We start from the raw sequence: 20,409 nt of genomic DNA, 5'->3' as shown, positions 1-20,409 counted from the left end.
TCAAACTTAAAGCGTGTCCTTATAAGACATGCACGGCAACAGGGTCTTGAGGCCTATAGGAGCATCAGCTATGAACGCACCAGAAAATCATCTGCAACTTGACGCTTGGCGTGGATTTAAAACAGGCGAGTGGCAAGATAAAGTAGACACTCGTGGTTTTATCCAACTCAACTACACGCCTTACTTGGATGATGATAGCTTCCTTGCTGGCCCGACAGAACGCACCACTCAACTTTGGACCGAGCTATCTGCTCAGCTTAAAGAAGAGCGTAAACGTGGCGTATTAGAAGTATCTACCCATGTTGGCGCATCGATTACTGCGCACGGCCCTGGCTATATTAATAAAGATTTAGAAACCATCGTCGGCGTTCAAACCGACAAACCACTGCGTCGCGCCATTATGCCGAACGGCGGTTTACGCATGGTGCAAAACGGCCTTGAAGCCTACCACTTTGAAATGAACCCAGAAATTGTAGATATCTTTACCAAATATCGTAAAGATCACAATATGGGTGTGTTTGATGCTTACACACCAGAAATTATGGCTTGCCGTAGCTCAGGTGTGATTACCGGTTTACCAGATTCATACGGCCGTGGTCGTATTATTGGTGACTATCGTCGTGTCGCACTTTACGGCGTTGATTTCCTGATCGTTGACAAAAAACGCGAAAAAACCGAACTCAATGATGTTCCGTTTACTGAATCAGTGATCCGTCTGCGTGAAGAATTGTCCGAGCAAATCAAAGCGCTGGGCGAACTCAAGCAAATGGCTAAGTCTTACGGCTTTGATATTTCCAAGCCAGCCACTACTGCACAAGAAGCCATCCAATGGCTGTACTTTGGCTACCTTGCTGCAACAAAAGAGCAAAATGGCGCGGCGATGTCGATTGGCCGTACTTCAACCTTCCTTGACGTGTATATCCAACGCGATTTGGACGAAGGCCGTATTAACGAATCACAAGCCCAAGAATTGATTGACCATATGGTCATGAAATTGCGCATTATTCGCTTCTTGCGCACACCAGAATACGATGATTTATTCTCTGGCGACCCAACATGGGTCACAGAATCGATCGGTGGTACAGGTCTTGACGGCCGCACACTGGTGACTAAATCTAGCTTCCGTGTTCTGCACACCCTGTACAACCTTGGACCGGCTCCAGAGCCTAATTTGACTGTATTGTGGTCGACTTCTTTCCCGCAAGGCTTTAAAGAATTCTGCGCGAAAGTTTCGATTGATACCTCAGCCATCCAGTACGAAAACGATGACTTGATGAACCCAAAATGGGGTGACGATTACGCCATCGCATGTTGTGTTTCAGCCATGGCGGTCGGTAAGCAAATGCAATTCTTTGGCGCACGGGTCAACCTTGCCAAAGCCATGCTCTATGCGATCAACGGTGGTGTGGACGAAAAAACCGGCAAAGTAGTGGCCAATGGTTTTGAACCACTCAAAGGCGATGTGCTCAATTACGATGAAGTGATGGCTAAATACGATGTGATGCTAGATTGGTTGGCAAAAACATACGTGACTGCGCTGAACTCCATCCATTATATGCACGATAAGTACTCGTACGAACGCATCGAAATGGCGCTGCATGATCGCGATATTCTGCGCACCATGGCTTGCGGTATTGCGGGTCTGGCAGTTGCTGCCGATTCACTTTCAGCCATCAAACACGCAAAAGTGTCTGTGATCCGTAACGAAAAAGGCATTGCTGTCGATTACAAAATCGAAGGCGATTACCCTGCTTACGGTAACAACGATGATCGCGTGGATGATATTGCAGTGTGGCTAACAGAAACATTCATGAATAAGATCAAGGCTCAGCCTGTGTTCTATCGTGACTCGATGCCTACTCAATCGGTACTGACTATTACCTCTAATGTGGTTTACGGCAAAAAGACAGGTAACACCCCAGACGGCCGTCGCTCAGGCACTCCGTTCTCTCCAGGTGCTAACCCAATGAATGGCCGTGACACCAATGGCTTTATCGCTGCGGGCTTCTCTGTATCGAAGATCCCTTACGAAGCCGCTTTGGATGGTGTGTCTTGGACTGCATCCATGACCCCTGACGCACTGGGCCACAACGCAGCAGATCGCGTTAAAACCCTAGCTGCTTCTATCGATGGCCTGTTTGGGCCACACGGCGAAGAATGCTCTACTTGCTTAGATAAAGATGCCGTTGATGAAACGATGGATCAACTCTTCCATCTAAACATGAATGTATTGAACCGTGACACCCTGCTCGACGCGATGGAGCACCCAGAAAACTACCCACAACTGACCGTGCGTGTTTCTGGTTATGCAGTGAACTTTGTGAAGTTGACTCGCGAACAGCAAATGGACGTGATCAGCCGCACCTTCCACGGCAAGTGTTAAGAAGCATCGTTTAGCTTTTAGTAGATTGGTCAGCCCACAGCTGGCCAATCAAGCTAAAACTTACAGAGCACACTCACCCAAGGAGCAGCCCATGGCACAACTATTTCACCTCAATATGAATGTGTTAAACCGAGACACCTTGGTTGACGCAATGGAAAACCCAGACAACTACCCACAGCTCACCGTGCGTGTTTCTGGCTATGCCGTTAATTTCGTCAAGCTCACCCGTGAGCAGCAAATGGATGTGATTAGCCGCACCTTCCACGAAAAAACGTAAGCTTGTTGTGCAGTAGTACAAAAGAAAAGTAGAACTACCCAAAACGGATCATTAAGCGCAGGCTTAATGATCCGTTTTAACGTAAAAAAACACGGCTAATTGAATAGCGCTAAACCTTGAACCCACAATGCAATTACAAAAAAATTAAAATAATCACTGGAAAAAAACATGAAACCCAATAAACCTCTGGGCGAAATCATCCCGATCTCTTTTGATACCGAGCACCACCAACAAGGCTTTGTGCATTCAATAGAAACCGGTGCGGCCGTCGATGGCCCCGGCATGCGCTTTGCGCTTTTTGTAAGTGGCTGTCAGTTCCGCTGCCTCTATTGCCATAACCCTGATACGTGGAAGCTACATAACGGCAAAAGCTATACCATTGAAGCGGTGATGAGCGAGCTTAAAAAATATGCCAGCTTTTTGCGTATCGCAGGCGGACTCACGATTTCTGGCGGCGAGCCTTTGATGCAAGCGCACTTTGTAGGCGAAATTTTCCGCCGCGCCAAGCAAGATCTCAAGCTGCATACCGCTCTCGACACCCAAGGCTTTTTAGCTGCCCACCTCGATGACGCATGGTTTGACAATGTGGATTTAGTGCTGCTCGACATCAAGCACAGTGATCCAGTCAAATACGAAGCCCTTACCAGCAAACCATTGCAACCCACGCTCGACTTTGCCGAACGCTTACAAAAAATGGGCAAGCCGGTTTGGGTTCGTTATGTACTGATACCCGGCATCAGCGACGACTTTAGCGATGTAGAAAAACTAGCCGATTATCTAAAGCCCATGAAAAACATCGAACGCGTTGAAGTGCTGCCCTTCCATAAAATGGGCGAAAACAAATGGGCCGAGCTGGGCATGAAGTACGAGCTGACCGACACCCAAAGCCCAAGCATGGAGCTGGTCGAGCGGGTGCGTGAACAATTCCGCCAACGAGGCTTGTTTACCTGTTAACGGATACCCCTGCAACAAAACCCAAATCCTGAACTACGGAGGACACAGAGTTTCACGGAGAAAAGCCGTAATGTAGGGTGGGCACACCTTTGTGCCCACGCCATCATTCACAAGAAATAACACTCATTTCACGCTAAAGAAAACCAGTACGACCTCCATATTTACCCCATCCGCAAGCAAATACAATCATCTAAGCATGCTAAACTAGCCGCCTTTCTCGCCCTGTTAGATTTCGCCCCTCATGTATGAACTTCTGATCGGCCTGCGCTATACGCGTGCCAGCCGTCGTAATGGCTTTATCTCGTTTATTTCTCTTGTTTCTGTGATCGGCATTGCGCTCGGCGTAGCGGCGCTGATTATTGTGCTATCCGTGATGAATGGCTTTCAGGAAGAAGTGCGTAATCGCATTCTTGGCATGGCCGCGCATGTGCAAATCAGCGGCGTCAGCAATCAGTTGACAGACTGGCAATCTGCCGCCAATACCGCCAAAAAGAACCCACATGTGCTGGCCACTGCGCCCTATGTGCTAGGGCAAGGCCTATTAACCAATGGGGGCGAGCAAGTGAAAGGCGTACTGATTCGCGGAATTGACCCCCAGCAGGAAGCCGCCGTGAATGAGGTTGCGGGCAAGCTGGTCAGTGGCGAGCTCCAGTCTTTACGCGCGGATCAATTTGGCGTGATCCTCGGCATTTCCCTTGCCAACGAGCTGGGTGTTCGCACCGGTGATCGTGTCACCCTGATTACACCACAAGGCCAGGTCACCATTGCGGGGTTTACCCCAAGGTATAAGCAATTCACCGTCACCGGTATATTTAAAGCCGATTACGCACCTTACGATGCGGGTGTGGCCATGATTCATCTGAGTGACGCGCAAAAATTATTCCGAACGGGGGATGCCGTTTCCGGCCTGAGGCTAAAGCTGGATGATCTAAATCTGGCCCGCCGTGTGGCTCGCGAGTTAAATCAAGAAATGCCCAATTTATTGATCGGCGATTGGACACAAGAAAACCCCACTTATTTCCGTGCCGTTGAAATCGAAAAACGCATGATGTTTATCATTCTGACACTGATTGTAGCGGTAGCCGCGTTTAATCTGGTTTCTACGCTAGTCATGGTCGTCACTGACAAGCAAGCTGATATCGCCATTTTGCGTACCCTAGGCGCGGCCCCCAGCTCGATCATGAAAATATTTGTGATTCAAGGCGCTTTATCTGGCTTGATCGGCACTGGCTCTGGCGTACTGGCCGGTGTGTTTATTTCTAAAAATCTGGATGTGATTGTGCCATTTATTGAACGCATGCTAGGCACGACTATTTTGTCTCCGGATGTTTATCTGATTTCCGAACTACCATCGCGCGTGCTATGGAGTGATGTCAGCAGCATCGGTAGTATTTCGCTGGTGCTTGCACTTGTTGCTACCCTCTACCCTAGCTGGCGTGCCTCTCGCGTCAACCCAGCCGAGGCTTTACGTTATGAGTAATACCGATCAAGCGCCTGTACTCGCGGCGCAAAATTTAAGCAAAAGCTACAAAACCGGCAAGCTGGAAACCCAGGTACTGGCGCATATTGATTTTGAATTGCATCGCGGTGAAACGGTAGCAATTGTGGGCGCATCTGGCTCTGGTAAATCAACACTGCTGCACTGCCTTGGCGCGCTCGATGCGCCCAGCAGCGGGCAAATACAGCTCATGGGAAAAGATCCGCTGGCTCTAAATGAAACCGAGCGCGGCCTGATGCGCAATCTGCATCTGGGCTTTGTTTATCAGTTCCATCATTTATTGCCCGAATTTACTGCTGCAGAAAACGTCGCCATGCCGCTTCTTATCCGCCGCATGGATAAAGCCAGCGCCATGAAAGAAGCCGAAGCGATCCTCGCCCGGGTTGGCCTCGCTGATCGCAGCCACCATAAACCAAGCGAATTATCCGGCGGCGAGCGCCAGCGCACCGCCATCGCCCGCGCGCTGGTCACTCGCCCTGCCTGCGTATTAGCCGATGAGCCAACAGGCAATCTGGACCGCGAAACGGCCAGTGGCGTGTTTGAATTAATGCTGGAATTAGCCAAGGAATCAGGCACAGGCTTTGTGATTGTGACGCACGACCCAGAGCTTGCCGCCAAATGTGGGCGCATGCTCAGATTATCTAAAACCGGTCTAGCTGCGAGCTAAATATCTACTGCGCCATCCTTGCCATTTAAACCACGCAAGCCCAATGCACCCACGGGCTTGCTTAAAGTGGCGAGGATAAGCACCTTCCTCTGCAATCTTCCTCATAATCAAGCCAAGCTAAAGCGTGCTATACCGTCATTGAAGATTTAAATGATAGTCGCAGCTAGGTAGTCTATGAAACGGCCAGAATCTTACTTTTCTCTATCAATTTGCATGCTCAAGCAAGTCCTCGCGCTGCTTGTTTTTTGCAGCGTCAGCACTTTAGCCTATGGGCTCACGATATATACCGAGAATTGGCCGCCCGTCAATTACATGGCAGACAATAAAGTCGCTGGAATGGCTGTTGAAATAGTACAGGCATTACAAAGCAAGCTAGGAAATAAAGACCCTATTCAGCTGGTGCCTTGGGTGCGAGGCTACAAGGCGCTGCTTGAGGGGCCTGATGTGATGCTGTTTAGCTTGGGGCGCTCCAGCGAGCGTGAGAAGTTAATGATTATGCTTGGCCCCATTGCCATCAGCAGCACCAATGTCTACACCCGTAAAGGCAACTCAGCACGCTTATTGGCCTTGGGCGACACCATCTACACCCTACCCATTGGCACCTATCGTGGCAGCATCTTTGTGGATACCGCCGCAAAAAAAGGCTTTACTCGGATAGACTTAGCCGCCACCCCGCAAATGACTGCAGCCAAGCTCATGGGCAAACGATTTGATCTCTGGATCGATGGCAGCGTAGCCGTTCCTGCTATTTTGAAAGAAATTGGCCACTCAGCCGATGAAGTCGAAAAAGTCATGACACTGGATAGCTTAGAGCTCTATTTAGCGTTTTCTAGCCAAACGTCTGCCCGCACTATTAAAGACTGGGAAGAAGCGCTGATTTGGCTCAAAAAAGAAGGCCACTTTCAGAAAATACACCGAAAATGGCTCCCCAATGAAGCGCCGCCCATGGAAGTGAATGTATTAAGGCCTCAGCAAGATCGACCGCCCTCATACCCTTAGTGCCTGCCCTCAGCAACTCCGTCCCTGATAAAACGTTCAGAAAAACGCCCGCCCCCTCACTTCACATCGCTCTTTGCTAATGGCTTATTGGCACTCATACCCCACAGAAACAATCTGAATACCCGCGACTCAATTTTGGCGCGATGCCCCAGCGGTGCCGCAATTTGCAGCTGCAAGCCGATTTCTTCGTTGTGATCGAGCAAAATACTCACCCTTGGCTCCATCATCGGCGACTTGAGTGCATAAACTATCAAAAGCCAGTCCAAATACGGACTAACTAAGCGCCAACTCCCAAACTTAAGGCTGATCAAGCCAACACACCATGGAATCAAACTGAAGAAAAAGGATAGATTAAGGCCATTAGGCTAAGCCCAAACGACTCCCGCTTAAAACATGCTATACCGTAATTGAAGATTTTAACTTTCGACACTAATCCATGTTGCGGCCAGCACATTCTCCTTCTCTAACAGCCTACATGCTCAAGCAAGCCATCACCCTGCTTGCTTTTTGCTTTGTAAGCGTCCCAAGCCATGCGCTCACGATTTATACCGAGAGCTGGCCCCCCATTAGTTATATGGCAGACAATAAATTAACGGGAATGGGGGTTGAAATAGTACAAGCATTACAACGCAAGCTGGAAAACAAAGACCCAATTCAGCTCGTCCCATGGGTACGCGGCTATAAGGCACTACTTGATGGGCCGGATGTCATGCTATTTAGCGTGGGGCGCTCAAGCGAGCGTGAGAAATTAATGATTATGCTTGGCCCCATTGCCATCAGCAGTACCAGTGTTTACACCCGTAAAGGCAATGCTGAGCGTCTATTGGCATTAGGCGATGGCATTTACAAGCAAGCTATTGGCGGCTACAGAGGCAGCATATTTGCGGATACCGCCGCAAAGAAAGGCTTTAGCAACATTGACTTAGCCCCTACACCACAAATAACAGCAACAAAACTCATGGCCAAACGATTTGATCTATGGGTTGATGGCAGCGTAGTGGTAGCATCCGTTTTAAAAGAAATCGGCCACTCTGCTAATGAGGTTGAAAAAGTCATGACGCTGGATAGCTTAGAGCTCTATTTAGCGTTTTCTAGCCAAACGCCTGCCCGCACTATTAAAGAATGGGAAGAGGCACTGAGCTGGCTCAAAAAAGAAGGCCACTTTCAGAAAATACACCGAAAATGGCTCCCTAATGAAGCGCCGCCCATGGAAGTGAATGTATTAAGGCCCCTGCAGGATCACTAAAACAACACGCATCTAGAATTTCATTCTTGCAGCACAATACTTGCCTTAAGTACTGCAGCTACACTAAAGCCTCCACAAAAGCATTCGGCAATCGATGTGACGCTATTCTAAGGCCATCACTTCATATCACTTTTTGCTAATGACTTATTAGCACTCATACCCTGCAAGAACAATCTTAATACTCGCTGCTCAATTTTGGCACGATGCCCAAGCGGCACCGCAATCTGCAACTGCAAGCCGATTTCCTCGTAATGATCGAGGAAAATCCGCACTCTGGGCTCCATCATGGGAGACTCCAGCGCATAGCGACGCTCCAGCTCACGCGCATGACGAGATAAGTCATGCGCGTATTCAGCAGCAATCACCCCTCCAGCCTCCATCAATACCCGCTCAGCTTTTTCCCAATTATCATTGCGCAAAATGGCCACGTGGATAGTTTGCAATACATAATCGCCCAACATGCTTTCATTAAATACAGGCTGGCTCAGCAGCAATGAATTAGGCACGGTCACACCACGGCCAACTGTTCCTTGACGATGTGAAGCATGGCTCGACTCCATCAGCGTGGTAGAAACCAAATTCATATCAATCACCTGCCCACGTATCCCGCCAATCTCTACCCGATCTCCCACCGCGAAAGCGTTGCTACTACTCCTAAAAATAGACCCCAGCATGCAAAGAATCATTTCTTTGGTTGCCAGCACAATCGCTGCAGCAATCGCCACCAACGATACGGCGAAGGTTTGAATCTCATGCCCCCAGATAAAAATCATCCCGAGGGTAAATACGCCTAAAGAGCAGTTACGTAAATAAACCACCCAACGGCGGCGAACCTCTGGCCCTAAATCATGCCGACGTAAAATCGCGCGGCGGATCAGGGAGCGAGAAACCATTAAAGAAAAAATAAATACCGCACAAATAATCGCATCACGAATCAATGCCCTATCTGCCAGCATCGGCAGCAAAGCTGCCGCCAATCTTTCGTAATACCCTTGCATAACTATCCTTCCAGGCTACTTCCTAACAACACGGCAGCCACATCATCTGGCTCAGTTAAAGTACGAACCTGCGCAAACAAAGCCTCGGCCTCAGGATAAGTACGGCGCAAATAAGTAAGCCACTGCTTCATCCGCCCAGCGCGGTGCTTAGGCATAATGTGCTGAGCTTGAATCAGCTGCCAGAAACAAATAAACAGCGGTTGCAAATCTGCCCACGGCAATTGCTGCTGGCCATTTTTAGCCATCAGCGCAAGGCCCGGATTAGAGACAATCCCGCGCCCCAGCATAATCTGATCGCAACCCGAAACCGCCGCACAGCGATGAAACTCTTCCACCGTCCAGATTTCACCATTGGCCACCACCGGCACGGCCAAGGCCTCGCGCACAGCAGGGATGAGTTCCCAATAGGCGGGTGGCTTATAACCATCAAGTTTGGTACGCGCATGCACCACCACGCGCGCCGCACCGGCACTGGCCATCGCTTGCGCGCATTCAATGGTCTGGCTGCTATCGTTGTAGCCAAGGCGCATCTTGGCTGTTACAGGGATGTGCAGAGGCACAGCACGGCGCACAGCGCCCACAATCTCGTGAATTAACTCAGGCTCTTGCAACAGTACTGCACCGCCACGATGGCGGTTCACACTTTTAGCCGGGCAGCCAAAATTTAAATCGATTTCATAAGGGCCCAGTTCAGCCAGGCGCGCGGCGTTTTCGCCCATGCACACAGGATCAGAACCCAGCAGCTGCACGCTTACCGGCACACCCGCTACGGTTTTACTGCCGTTCAACAGCTCTGGTGCAATACGTAAAAAGGTTTTATTCGGCAATAAAGAACCGCTGACCCGAATAAACTCGGTGACACACATATCAATGCCACCCACTCTAGTCAGCACATCGCGCAGTACAAAATCAAGCAACCCCTCCATCGGGGCAAGTAAAATCTTCAAGATATACGGCCAAAGCAATGCAGAAAGGCGGTCATTGTAAAACAGCTCACTGTATGACGTGTGGTAAAAGTCCGAACTTGCTTAATAAGATCCATCCACGCCAATACAACAAGCACATCTCCCACACTTGACAACAGAACGAACGTTCACTACGCTAGAGTAGAACGTTTGTTCTGCACAGGTCAAATCTCATGGCACACCCCAATCGCGACGCCGAATACCTTGGCAAGCTGCAAGACTACTACGCTGACTACCGCAATCTGCCATCCTATTCGGTGATCGGCGATCTACTCGGGCTGGCTTCCAAATCCGCCGTATCAGCGTTGGTAAAGCGTCTGATGCTCGCAGGCTATGTGGATACCACGCCCGACAAACGCCTTGCTCCCACCAAACGCTTCTTCGAACGCGAGCTGGCTGATTTTCCCGTGCCGGCCGGCCTGCCCGCCGCTGCGAACGATGCCATGAGCGAAGCCATTAGCATCGACGATTACCTGATCGAGCGCCCCTCTGCATCGGTAATGGTCAAAGTTAAAGGCGACTCCATGATTGATGCTGGCATTCACGATGGTGATATCGCCGTGGTAGAAAAACGCCATAGCGCCAATTTAGGCGATGTGGTCGTTGCCATTGTCGATGGTGAATACACGCTTAAAACGCTTAGCCGTGATAAACAAGGCTATGTACTGATGCCGCACAACCCCGCTTACGAACCCATTCGCCCCAAAGAAGGTTTAGAAATTTTTGGCGTGATGGTAGGGCTGATCCGAAAGTATAAATAAAGCTTATTTCGCCCCAGAGCCCAGCGTTAAAGATAAAATACGGCGTAAATGATCAGAAGATGCGGCTTAATCGTGTCTAAGTGCTTATACAAAGTATTCCAGCAAGGCATAACGCTACTGGAAATTTTTTGTATAAGTACTTATCTGATCCAATCCACTTTAAGGAGCGCTCGTGAGCGACGTTGAACACTCCCCTCTGGGCAAAACAGTCAGCTATATCACTGAATACGAGCCTAGCCTGCTCTTCCCTATTTCGCGCACGGGCAAGCGCCAGGAAATTGGCCTCGGCGAAACCCTGCCTTTTATGGGCATGGATATCTGGAATGGCTACGAGCTATCTTGGCTCAATGCCCGTGGCAAGCCACAGGTCGCCATTGCTGTGTTTAATATTCCTGCCAGCAGCCCGAATATCATCGAATCTAAATCATTTAAGCTTTATTTAAATAGCTTTAATCAAACTAAATTAGAAACTCGCGAAGCCTTACAAACTCTGCTACAAGCCGACTTATCAAGAGCGGCAGGCGCAAGCATCGGCGTGCAGCTCATTGGCCCGGAGCAATTTCACCAGCAACGCCTTGCTGAGTTAGATGGCTATTGCATTGATAATCTGGATATCGAAGTCGATCAATACGCCCCGCAAGCCGGCTTATTAAAGTGCGATAGCGGGGACAGCACCATCACCGAGTCTTTAACATCCAATTTGCTGAAGTCTAACTGCCTTGTAACAGGTCAGCCCGATTGGGCCAGCATTCAAATCAGCTATACCGGCAAGCCGATTAATCGCGAATCACTATTGCGTTATTTAATTTCATTTCGCAATCACAATGAATTTCACGAGCAATGCGTGGAGCGTATTTTTGTCGACATCATGCGTGACTGCGCCCCCATGAAGCTTGCCGTTTATGCTCGCTACACCCGCCGTGGCGGCTTGGATATCAACCCCTACCGCTGTAATTTCAGTGGCCCGCTACCCAGCAATCTACGTAGTGCGCGGCAATAATTATACCGAGGTAGGGCGTACTCGAAGTGCTTACTGAGCGACGTTTATGTCACCCAGTAAGCGCGTAGTACGCCAGAAAACACCAATATGCTAGATTCGCAAAACCTAAACCATTAGCCCATACCAATAAATAACAGGGAAATAAATTATGAGCGAAATCGCAACCTTAGCCGGCGGCTGCTTCTGGTGCCTCGACGCCACTTTTGCCCGTCTGCGTGGTGTATCACAAGTTGATTGCGGCTATATGGGTGGCCAAATTGAAGCCCCCACGTATAAAGCGGTATGCACTGGCGACACCGGCCACGCCGAAGTCATCCAGCTGACTTTTGATCCTGCCATTATCAGCTACAACACCCTGCTTAAATTATTTTTTGCACTGCACAACCCCACCACACTCAATCGCCAAGGAGGCGATGTGGGTACGCAATATCGCTCCAGCCTGTTTTTCCACAGCGAAGCGCAAGCGCTTGACGCAAAAAAAATGATTGCTGAATTAGCCAGCCAGTACAACGATCCAATCGTCACGGAAGTCACACCTGCAGTCACATTTTGGCCTGCTGAAACTTACCATCAAGATTACTTCGACCAAAACCCGCAGCAGCCTTACTGCTCCGCCGTCGTCGCAGGAAAAGTACGTAAGCTTATTCAGGAATATGGCGATTTACTTAAGTAACAACTGTGCATTGTTTGATGACTGAGCCCCACTATGCGTATCAAACTAGCTAATGTCATACAGCTTACTTGCAAAAATTGCACCATTCATAGTGCGGGTGCAACCCGTGTATTTTTCCGCATGGCTCACGGATTACACCCGCACTACACTGAGCACTCATGGATAACATTGGCTTAAATTGATGCGTATAGTTCCCGTGCCTATATGTGCTAGCTATATCCTCACACACAAGACCTGACGGCACTCTGCCGCTATAATCGGGGTTTTCCCCAGTGCTTCGGAACGCCATGACGCCGCAACTTTCCTTGCTTCAGCCCTATCCGTTTCAAAAACTTAAGCAGCTTTTTGCGGGTCTTAGCCCCAATCCAGCATTGGCCCATATCAATTTATCTATCGGCGAGCCCAAACACGCCACGCCCAAACTGATAACCGATGCGCTGATCGCACACTTTGATGGCCTGTCCGCCTATCCGGCCACCTTAGGTTCTGATGAGCTCAGACAATGCATCAGCAGCTGGCTGGCCAAACGTTACGGCATTGCTGCGCCTAACCCCGCGACCGAAGTCATCCCCGTCAATGGTAGCCGTGAAGCGCTATTTGCTTTTGCCCAAACCATGATTGACAGCAGCCTTAAAGAGCAGCCCGTGGTGCTCTCACCCAATCCCTTTTACCAAATTTACGAAGGCGCAGCGCTCTTAGCAGGTGCGGAGCCTTATTTTGTAAACTGCAATGCAGAAAACCGCTTTCAGCCCGATTGGGATGCTGTGCCGCATGCGATCTGGCAACGCACCCAGTTGGTTTTTGCCTGCTCACCCGGCAACCCGACGGGCGCAGTCGCCTCACTCGCCGACTGGCAAAAACTGTTTGCCCTATCGGATCAATACGGCTTTGTGATTGCGTCTGATGAATGTTATTCAGAAATTTACTTTGGCGAAGAAAAGCCACTGGGCGCGCTCGAAGCGGCTGCTCAGCTAGGACGTGATTACCATAATCTGGTGATTTTCTCGTCCCTCTCGAAGCGCTCGAATGTCCCTGGCTTACGCTCTGGCTTTGTAGCAGGGGATGCGAAACTTTTAGCGCAGTTTTTGCTCTACCGTACCTATCATGGCTGTGCGATGAGCCCGATGGTACAGGCCGCGAGTGCGGCAGCATGGAATGATGAAGCGCATGTGGTAGAGAATCGTTCGCTCTATAGCCAGAAATTTGCCGCCGTCACCCCCTTGCTACAGAACGTTTTAAACGTCAGCATGCCCGATGCCGCTTTCTATCTGTGGGCAAAAATCAAAGGAGACGATGCCGCCTTTGCCCTGCAACTATTTGAAGAAGAACACGTCACCGTTTTACCCGGCAGCTATCTGGCCCGCAGTGCCCACGGCATCAACCCTGGTGAGGGCTACGTCCGTATTGCCTTAGTTGCACCGTTAAATGATTGTATTGCGGCAGCCGAGCGTATCGCTCGTTTTTGCCAGCGCCATCTTGATACCACTTTTTAATTAACAAGTAGGGTGGGTGCAAGCCGCGAGCAATGCTGAAAAGTACGCAACTTGTACCCGCCCTACAATGATTCAACATTTGTCATTGTGCGGCAATCCATGACGTATAGCTAAGCAATAGGCCTGGGCAACCCCCGCCAAGTACCAATACTGCGTTACTCCCTTTCTATCGAATGACCTAACCAAGGAAGCACCATGAGCCAACTTCAGCAAATCATCGAAACTGCTTTTGAAAACCGTGCAGAGATCACCCCCGCCAATGTGCCATCCGAGCTGCGCGACACAATTAATAGCGTGATTTTGGGTCTGGACAAGGGTGAATACCGCGTTGCGGAAAAAATTGATGGTGAGTGGCATACCCATCAATGGCTTAAAAAAGCCGTGCTGCTGTCTTTCCGCATTAACGACAACGTGCCTATGGATGGCGGCTGCACACAGTATTTCGACAAAGTACCGTCTAAGTTTGCCGATTACAGCGAAAACGATTTCCGTGAAGGCGGTTTCCGCGTTGTGCCTAATGCCATGGCGCGTCGCGGCTCCTTTATCGGTAAAAACGTGGTGTTGATGCCTTCTTACGTGAATATCGGTGCCTATGTAGACGAAGGCACCATGGTCGACACTTGGGCCACCGTAGGCAGCTGCGCACAAATCGGTAAAAACGTGCATTTATCCGGCGGCGTAGGCATTGGTGGCGTACTCGAACCACTGCAAGCCAACCCAACCATTATCGAAGACAACTGCTTTATCGGCGCGCGCTCCGAAGTCGTTGAAGGCGTAATTGTTGAAGAAGGCTCGGTGATATCAATGGGCGTTTATATCGGCCAAAGCACCAAGATTTACGACCGTGAAACCGGTGAAGTCACGTATGGCCGCATCCCGGCAGGCTCGGTGGTGGTATCAGGCAACTTGCCATCGGCTGACGGTAAATACAGCTTGTACTGCGCTGTGATTGTTAAAAAAGTTGATGCAAAAACCCGCGCAAAAACCAGCATCAACGATTTGCTACGCGGTATTTAATCAATAAAACCGCCCCATCCTACTCAGGATGGGGATTGAAACCACGCCACTCTGCCTTAAATAAGCCATCCATAATATTGCTGTTTCTGACGGCTAACTGTTGTCAGCATAACCCTGCCAGTAGATAATCCCCTCTACTCATGTCAAACGCATTACTAAATTCTCTTTCTAACTCCGGGTAAATTGAGCGCTGCCCACCTTACATTCTAGGCACTTCAAGCTAATGACCACCCTATTGCCTATGCGTGCAGAGACTTACGAGTCTTACCTCGAATCTTCCATTCTGAGCTATGCAGAAGATAATATTTTGTCCGGCCGCTGGCGCGAAGAAGATGCGATTGAGCAATCTCGCAATGAATTTCACACATTACTACCGCAAGGTACAGACACACCCGATCAATACTTATTTGAAATCATAGGCAAAGATAACCTGACTACCGTCGGCTTTATCTGGTTTGCAGTTACCTTGGAGAAAGGGGTACGCATTGCCTTTGTTTATGATTTAGCCATTAAAGCAGCCCATCGCCGTCAGGGATATGCCAAGCGCGCTTTCAAAGCAATAGAAGCACTTGTAAATGATCTGGGGCTGACTCGCATTGGTCTGCATGTGTTCGGCCAAAATTTAGCTGCACAAGCTTTATACAAACACTTGGGCTACGAAGTAACCGGAATCAATATGCTCAAAAAGCTTTAGAAATAAACCCCATGCAATTAGGCCCATGTACGGATAGCAAGGCAATTGCCGCCCTTTATCTTGCCTCGCGTAAAGCATGCCTGCCCTATGCGCCATTGGCGCATAGGGACGAAGCCATTTGTAGCTGGGTGGCTGAGGTGCTCATTAAAACAGATCACATCATTGCTGCATCAAAAGAAGGCGTGATTTATGGCTTTATCGCCACGGCAAGCGATGAGGATAAGCAATGGATTAATCATCCCTATATCCATCCAAAGCACACCGGCTTAGGCATCGGCTCTGCCTTACTTGAATATGCTCTGGCCCAAATGCCACACCCCGTTTATTTATATACCTTTCAAGCCAATGCCGGCGCACGGCGCTTTTACGAGCGATATGGCTTTCTTGCCCTTGAGTTTAGCGATGGCTCAAACAATGAAGAAAGCTGTCCTGATGTGCTGTATGGGCTCTTATAAACACAAGCCCCTAAAGTACTAGTCACCTGCTCCATAACAATAAATAGGGCACTAGTAATTGAGTAAAAGCAGAAGGGTCCACGAGGCGGGGTTTACGCTCTTTAGTAAAGCAGCTAATGCACAGAGAAACGCCCAATTGCGTTTAATAATGGCTCTGCGCTGGCTTTTAGTGCTTTGGCGTGTTCAGCCGTTAAGGTAGTGATATTTTGTGTTGATCGCGTTTGCTGCAAAAAAAGAGCCATCGTTTCGGAAACACTCTGCACCGATTTAATTTGCTGATCCATCGCTAGGTTTAATTCATTTAAATCTGCTTTAAACTGATCAGCCTCGTGATTAATTTGCTGAATAATTTGCTCAATTTTCAACTGGCCTTTTCCAGCTTCGTTATTGGCTTCAGCAGCATCTGCACTGATCCCATCATCGTGGATAAGCTTTCCAATTTCTAAGGTCGCCACGGCCGTTTGTTCCGCAAGCCGTCTTACTTCTGCCGCCACCACGCCAAATCCCCTGCCCTTTTCTCCGGCTCTTGCCGCTTCTATTGCAGCATTTAAAGCAAGCAAATTTGTTTTCTCTGCTATTTTTTCAATCAGGAAAACAATTTTTTTAATTTCCAGAGAGCGATCAAGCTGCTTACCACTGGTATTTAATATGCCTAGCGTTCTTTGCTGCATTTCATTAAATTTGTGTGCTGCGTCATTGCCTATATTCCCCACCAGACTAATGCTGCCTGACAGGGCTTCTAATGTGCCAAAATTATTACTCATCATTTGCGATTGGTGATGGCTTTGTTGCAACGTTTCATCACAACTTAAATTAATTTGTGCCACTAAATCCCCCACTCTATCCGCCTGATCCTGTATCGCAGCAATCAAGCCAATTAAATTTTTCCGCATATATTCAAATGATTCAATCGCAGCGCCAATTTCATCATCACTCTTTTTAATCATTTCATGGCTCAGATCACCTTGAGCACAATGGCGGATATTTTCAGAGAAATGAATAATCATGGCGGAAAGACGCCCCCCCAGAAACCATGCACTCAGTAAGGAAAAACAAAGTGCAGCCACCGATAATAAAATAAAACGACGGCTGGATTGCTCTCTGTGCTGGGTATTTTTTTCTTGCTGCTCAGCCATGTTTTTGTTTTGCAATTCCAGCTCCTGACGCAGCAAAACATTAAATGCAACAAAGCTGGGGTCTGCCGAAAGTACAATCATTCCAGCCAAATTATCATCATTGCCAAACATATCAAAGGCATCAATCAGCAGCATTCTATACTTGTATAAGGCATTTTTTAGCTGGCTAACCCGATCTGCGCCTAATTCATCCACCCCCACCTGCCCTATTTTTTCAATAGCATCATCCAGTTTGCTAATCAGCGCCTTGCCAAGCACCCGGCTGCGGGCCTGATCATTATTAGATCTGATACTCGCCAATAGCTGATAAACATCGCCCCTGATCATATAAGCATCATTGGCAATTCTATTCAGGGCATGGCTCTTTTTATAGTTTGTATCATAAAGCAGCTCAGTTGCCTGCACTTGACGGCCCACCCATAAATAAGCCACCGTGGCGATGCCGAGCAAGAGGCCAATAGATAATAAAGCGGGGAGCATTACTTTATATTTAATGGATATTTTCATCACTCAAAACCTTGGCCTTCCCTGATTTAATTATTTATCCGGAAAATAAATGCCCGCACACAATATAAACTCATTGTTATTTTTACAGAACATATCTTTTTTTAATATTTTTTTGCTAATAGGATCAGTAAACTTATATTGATGCCAGAATTCCTGCTGACTAGCTGCTAATTTAATTCTTTCTTTTATATATTCTTTGCCACTGATATCCACGATATTCATGAAATTTTTCCCTACCATTTTTGCTGTTTGCCCATGCGCACGGCAAACACCCTGCCGATCATAGACGGCAATATAAATATCTTTATCCACAAAAGCCTGGCTGGGTGCAGTAAAGGCCGCAAAACTTTTCACCGGACCATTTACATTGAGATAGGCAATGGCTTTTTTAACCATGTTTTCTGCATCCGCCCGCCCGCCTCGTTCATCCTCTTTCGCGATAGCGGGCATCATCATCAACAGCAAAACCAGCCCTATCATGACTTTCATCTCTATTTCCCTATTGATAAAAAATAGCAGGAGGATGAATCACGGTATAGCTGATCTCTGCCTTCAAATCTATGTCATCGCAAGCGGCACGGTTTTACCTTCACCCTTGCTTAAGTGAAAATAAGCATTTGCAATCATTTTCAAGAAATCAGGCAATAAAAAAAACCAGTGGATCGCACTGGTTTTTTATAATCAAGAGGTACTTCTCGATCAGAGCAAGACATCACTCGTTACGCCATACCGGCGTAAGATACGGCGTAATTGTTCTAATGCTTCAATCTGAATTTGCCGCACACGCTCGCGTGTTAAATTTAAATTGGCGGCCAAGTCTTCTAAAGTACAGACTTCATAACCATTCAAGCCATAGCGGCGTTCTATTACAATTCTTTGTTTTTCATTAAGCTGCTTTAACCATTCACGCACATAACGCTCTACTTCGGCATTTTGCAATATGGCTTCAGGACCATCGTGCTGATCATCAGGAATGGACTCACCAATGGTGAGCATCGGGTCAATATCCAGAGGCGCATCTAAAGACGCGACTCTTTCATTTAAACTCATTACCCGGCGCACATCTTCTACTGATTTGCCCACCAAATGCGCAATATCTTCAATCACGGGCTCATGCCCCAATTGCGCTTCCAAATGCCGCTGAGCACGCAAATAGACATTTAATTCTTTAATCACATGCACCGGCAATCGAATAGTGCGTGATTGATTCATAATTGCGCGCTCTACACTTTGCCTGATCCACCACGTGGCATAAGTAGAAAAGCGAAAGCCCCGCTCAGGGTCGAATTTTTCTAATGCGTGCATTAATCCGATATTCCCTTCTTCAATTAAATCAAGCAGGGTCATGCCGCGATTAATATAATGCTTGGCGATATTAACGACTAAGCGCAAATTGTGCTCAATCATTTTTTGTCGGGCCTGAAAATCTCCCTGAACCACGCGCCGGGATAAGGCGCGCTCTTCATCAGGGGTGAGTAATTTGCTTTGGCCAATTTCATTCAGATAAATCTGCGTGACGTCGCCGGTACTTTCATGAACATGTGCTTCGGCTTCATCTGCAGCGGGTTCGGTTTCAATTTCCGCCCCCTCTTCTTGCTCGGCCTTCTCGAGATCGTCGGCTTCCTCGAGTAATTCCTCTTCCAGAATATCAAGCTGATCGTTCATTTTTTTTCCGCTTGGATGTATTTTGCAGGGTCTACCGGCTTCCCAAATCTGCGCATTTCAAAGTGCAGTTTGACCTGATCACTATCGCTATTACCCATCTCAGCAATTTTATCCCCCTTTCTTACCTCATCCCCTTCCTTGACTAGAAGTTTACTGTTATTTGCATATGCCGTCAGGAATTCTTGATTATGCTTAAGGATAATCATTTTCCCATAGCCACGTAAACCTGCCCCTGCGTAAACAACCTTACCCTTAGCTGAAGCAATTACAGACTGGCCTATTTTTCCAGAGATATCAATACCGCGATTTTCCTCAGAAAAACCTTTTACTGCTTTTCCTGCTGTAGGCCAAACCCAATCACCCTGCTTTTCATCGGCATTATTTGGTGCAGAAGAGGCATTAACACTTGGTTTTTCTGCTGTTTTCACAGCTGAGGCCACCCGCACCTCAGCAGCCCCTAGCGCCACTGATCCGGCAGAAGCGGCGACAGACGGTAGTTTTGTGTTGTCAGATTGTAATTTTGGCGCAACAACAGGGCCTTCAGAGAGTGCAGCCACGGCACTGGCTGATTGTGCGCCGTAGGGAACTTTCACTACTTTGGGGTAGTTTTTATTCTCTACCTTAAGCTCTGTTTTTGTGTCTGTTTTTTGCACATCATCCGTTTTTAAAGGCCGGACTTCAACGCCGCCATCGGGCGCTGTTAAGCGTAAGGATTGATCGATTTTGATTCCGTTCACATCGCTTAAATTATTCCACGCCGCTAAATCACGATAGGCCAAACCATGATCAAGCGCGATACGATAGAGAGTATCGCCTTTTTTAACGATGTAAGCTGCCGGGCGCGGATCCGCATTTGCAGCAGGCACAAGCGGCGCATTAACACGAGGGGCTGGCGTTACCGCTTGCTGGCTATTGCGATCAACAATCGGGGCGGGGGGGCTAGGTTGGCTGGCGCACGCGCCAAGCAGTAAAGCCAAAGGGGCACACAGACGTTGCCAATTCACAGATTCATCTCCTTACC

At 48.4% G+C, this 20,409-nt stretch carries 21 protein-coding genes; 14 read left to right on the top strand and 7 right to left on the bottom strand.

The window, feature by feature from the left end; all coding sequences use genetic code 11:
• Nucleotides 1–70 precede the first annotated feature (70 nt).
• From pflB to VN23_RS04160, 6 genes are all read left to right on the top strand, one after another.
• Nucleotides 71–2,383: a formate C-acetyltransferase gene (gene pflB, locus VN23_RS04185; protein ID WP_046349815.1), complete on the top strand. Its 2,313-nt coding sequence runs from the start codon at nucleotides 71–73 to the stop codon at nucleotides 2,381–2,383.
• 25 nt (nucleotides 2,384–2,408) lie between these two features.
• Complete coding sequence (locus tag VN23_RS04180; RefSeq protein ID WP_257722041.1) at nucleotides 2,409–2,660, top strand: glycine radical domain-containing protein; 252 nt, start codon at nucleotides 2,409–2,411, stop codon at nucleotides 2,658–2,660.
• 168 nt (nucleotides 2,661–2,828) lie between these two features.
• Entirely contained in the window at nucleotides 2,829–3,614 is a 786-nt protein-coding gene (gene pflA / locus VN23_RS04175) for a pyruvate formate-lyase-activating protein (RefSeq protein WP_156455115.1), read from the top strand.
• A 241-nt stretch (nucleotides 3,615–3,855) separates the two neighbouring features.
• A complete protein-coding gene (locus VN23_RS04170; protein WP_046349814.1) occupies nucleotides 3,856–5,094 on the top strand; it encodes a lipoprotein-releasing ABC transporter permease subunit in 1,239 nt (412 codons plus the stop codon).
• Nucleotides 5,087–5,779 carry a lipoprotein-releasing ABC transporter ATP-binding protein LolD gene (gene lolD / locus VN23_RS04165; RefSeq protein WP_046349813.1) on the top strand — a complete coding sequence of 231 codons (693 nt, stop codon included), beginning with the start codon at nucleotides 5,087–5,089 and terminating at the stop codon, nucleotides 5,777–5,779. Before VN23_RS04170 ends, lolD begins: the two co-directional genes overlap by 8 nt.
• 174 nt (nucleotides 5,780–5,953) lie before the next feature.
• A complete protein-coding gene (locus VN23_RS04160) occupies nucleotides 5,954–6,778 on the top strand; it encodes a substrate-binding periplasmic protein (protein ID WP_052746341.1) in 825 nt (274 codons plus the stop codon).
• A 56-nt stretch (nucleotides 6,779–6,834) separates the two neighbouring features.
• Here VN23_RS04160 and VN23_RS21695 read toward each other — a convergent pair whose 3' ends face one another.
• On the bottom strand, nucleotides 6,835–6,990 hold the full coding sequence (locus VN23_RS21695) for a hypothetical protein (protein ID WP_156455114.1): 156 nt from the start codon (nucleotides 6,988–6,990) through the stop codon (nucleotides 6,835–6,837).
• Between the two features lie 263 nt (nucleotides 6,991–7,253).
• On the opposite strand from VN23_RS21695, the gene VN23_RS04155 reads away from it, so the two are divergent.
• On the top strand, nucleotides 7,254–8,024 hold the full coding sequence (locus tag VN23_RS04155; RefSeq protein ID WP_046349812.1) for a substrate-binding periplasmic protein: 771 nt from the start codon (nucleotides 7,254–7,256) through the stop codon (nucleotides 8,022–8,024).
• A gap of 116 nt (nucleotides 8,025–8,140) precedes the next feature.
• Here the strand turns inward: VN23_RS04155 and VN23_RS04150 are convergent, their stop codons facing one another.
• Nucleotides 8,141–9,022, bottom strand: a complete 882-nt coding sequence (locus VN23_RS04150) for a mechanosensitive ion channel family protein (protein ID WP_052746340.1) — start codon at nucleotides 9,020–9,022, stop codon at nucleotides 8,141–8,143.
• Between the two features lie 2 nt (nucleotides 9,023–9,024).
• Nucleotides 9,025–9,969, bottom strand: a complete 945-nt coding sequence (locus VN23_RS04145; protein ID WP_052746339.1) for a tRNA dihydrouridine synthase — start codon at nucleotides 9,967–9,969, stop codon at nucleotides 9,025–9,027.
• Between the two features lie 191 nt (nucleotides 9,970–10,160).
• On the opposite strand from VN23_RS04145, the gene VN23_RS04140 reads away from it, so the two are divergent.
• The 7 genes from VN23_RS04140 (at nucleotide 10,161) to VN23_RS04110 (ending at nucleotide 16,080) form a co-directional block, all read left to right on the top strand.
• On the top strand, nucleotides 10,161–10,748 hold the full coding sequence (locus VN23_RS04140; protein ID WP_046349810.1) for a LexA family protein: 588 nt from the start codon (nucleotides 10,161–10,163) through the stop codon (nucleotides 10,746–10,748).
• 172 nt (nucleotides 10,749–10,920) lie between these two features.
• Nucleotides 10,921–11,748 (top strand): NADPH-dependent 7-cyano-7-deazaguanine reductase QueF, encoded by an 828-nt coding sequence (queF, locus tag VN23_RS04135; protein ID WP_046349809.1) that lies wholly within the window; start codon nucleotides 10,921–10,923, stop codon nucleotides 11,746–11,748.
• Nucleotides 11,749–11,896: 148 nt separating this feature from the next.
• Nucleotides 11,897–12,421, top strand: a complete 525-nt coding sequence (gene msrA / locus VN23_RS04130; protein WP_046349808.1) for a peptide-methionine (S)-S-oxide reductase MsrA — start codon at nucleotides 11,897–11,899, stop codon at nucleotides 12,419–12,421.
• A gap of 287 nt (nucleotides 12,422–12,708) precedes the next feature.
• Complete coding sequence (dapC, locus tag VN23_RS04125) at nucleotides 12,709–13,914, top strand: succinyldiaminopimelate transaminase (protein ID WP_046349807.1); 1,206 nt, start codon at nucleotides 12,709–12,711, stop codon at nucleotides 13,912–13,914.
• Nucleotides 13,915–14,109: 195 nt separating this feature from the next.
• Nucleotides 14,110–14,931: a 2,3,4,5-tetrahydropyridine-2,6-dicarboxylate N-succinyltransferase gene (gene dapD / locus VN23_RS04120; RefSeq protein WP_046349806.1), complete on the top strand. Its 822-nt coding sequence runs from the start codon at nucleotides 14,110–14,112 to the stop codon at nucleotides 14,929–14,931.
• A gap of 223 nt (nucleotides 14,932–15,154) precedes the next feature.
• The gene (locus VN23_RS04115; protein WP_046349805.1) at nucleotides 15,155–15,625 is read left to right on the top strand and encodes a GNAT family N-acetyltransferase; all 471 of its coding nucleotides are present in this window, start codon (nucleotides 15,155–15,157) and stop codon (nucleotides 15,623–15,625) included.
• Nucleotides 15,626–15,636: 11 nt separating this feature from the next.
• Nucleotides 15,637–16,080, top strand: coding sequence for a GNAT family N-acetyltransferase (locus VN23_RS04110; protein WP_046349804.1), 444 nt, complete (start codon nucleotides 15,637–15,639; stop codon nucleotides 16,078–16,080).
• Nucleotides 16,081–16,193: 113 nt separating this feature from the next.
• On the opposite strand, the gene VN23_RS04105 is transcribed toward VN23_RS04110, so the two are convergent.
• The 4 genes from VN23_RS04105 to VN23_RS04090 form a co-directional block, all read right to left on the bottom strand.
• Nucleotides 16,194–17,723, bottom strand: coding sequence for a methyl-accepting chemotaxis protein (locus VN23_RS04105; protein ID WP_046349803.1), 1,530 nt, complete (start codon nucleotides 17,721–17,723; stop codon nucleotides 16,194–16,196).
• 30 nt (nucleotides 17,724–17,753) lie between these two features.
• On the bottom strand, nucleotides 17,754–18,212 hold the full coding sequence (locus tag VN23_RS04100; protein WP_052746338.1) for a cache domain-containing protein: 459 nt from the start codon (nucleotides 18,210–18,212) through the stop codon (nucleotides 17,754–17,756).
• 210 nt (nucleotides 18,213–18,422) lie between these two features.
• Nucleotides 18,423–19,388, bottom strand: coding sequence for an RNA polymerase sigma factor RpoS (gene rpoS / locus VN23_RS04095; RefSeq protein WP_046349802.1), 966 nt, complete (start codon nucleotides 19,386–19,388; stop codon nucleotides 18,423–18,425).
• Entirely contained in the window at nucleotides 19,385–20,392 is a 1,008-nt protein-coding gene (locus VN23_RS04090; RefSeq protein WP_046349801.1) for a peptidoglycan DD-metalloendopeptidase family protein, read from the bottom strand. Before VN23_RS04090 ends, rpoS begins: the two co-directional genes overlap by 4 nt.
• Nucleotides 20,393–20,409: the final 17 nt, after the last annotated feature.

This window comes from Janthinobacterium sp. B9-8 (genome assembly GCF_000969645.2).
Taxonomy (GTDB): Bacteria; Pseudomonadota; Gammaproteobacteria; order Burkholderiales; family Chitinibacteraceae; genus Iodobacter.
This window is presented reverse-complemented; position numbering and strand designations above follow the sequence as displayed.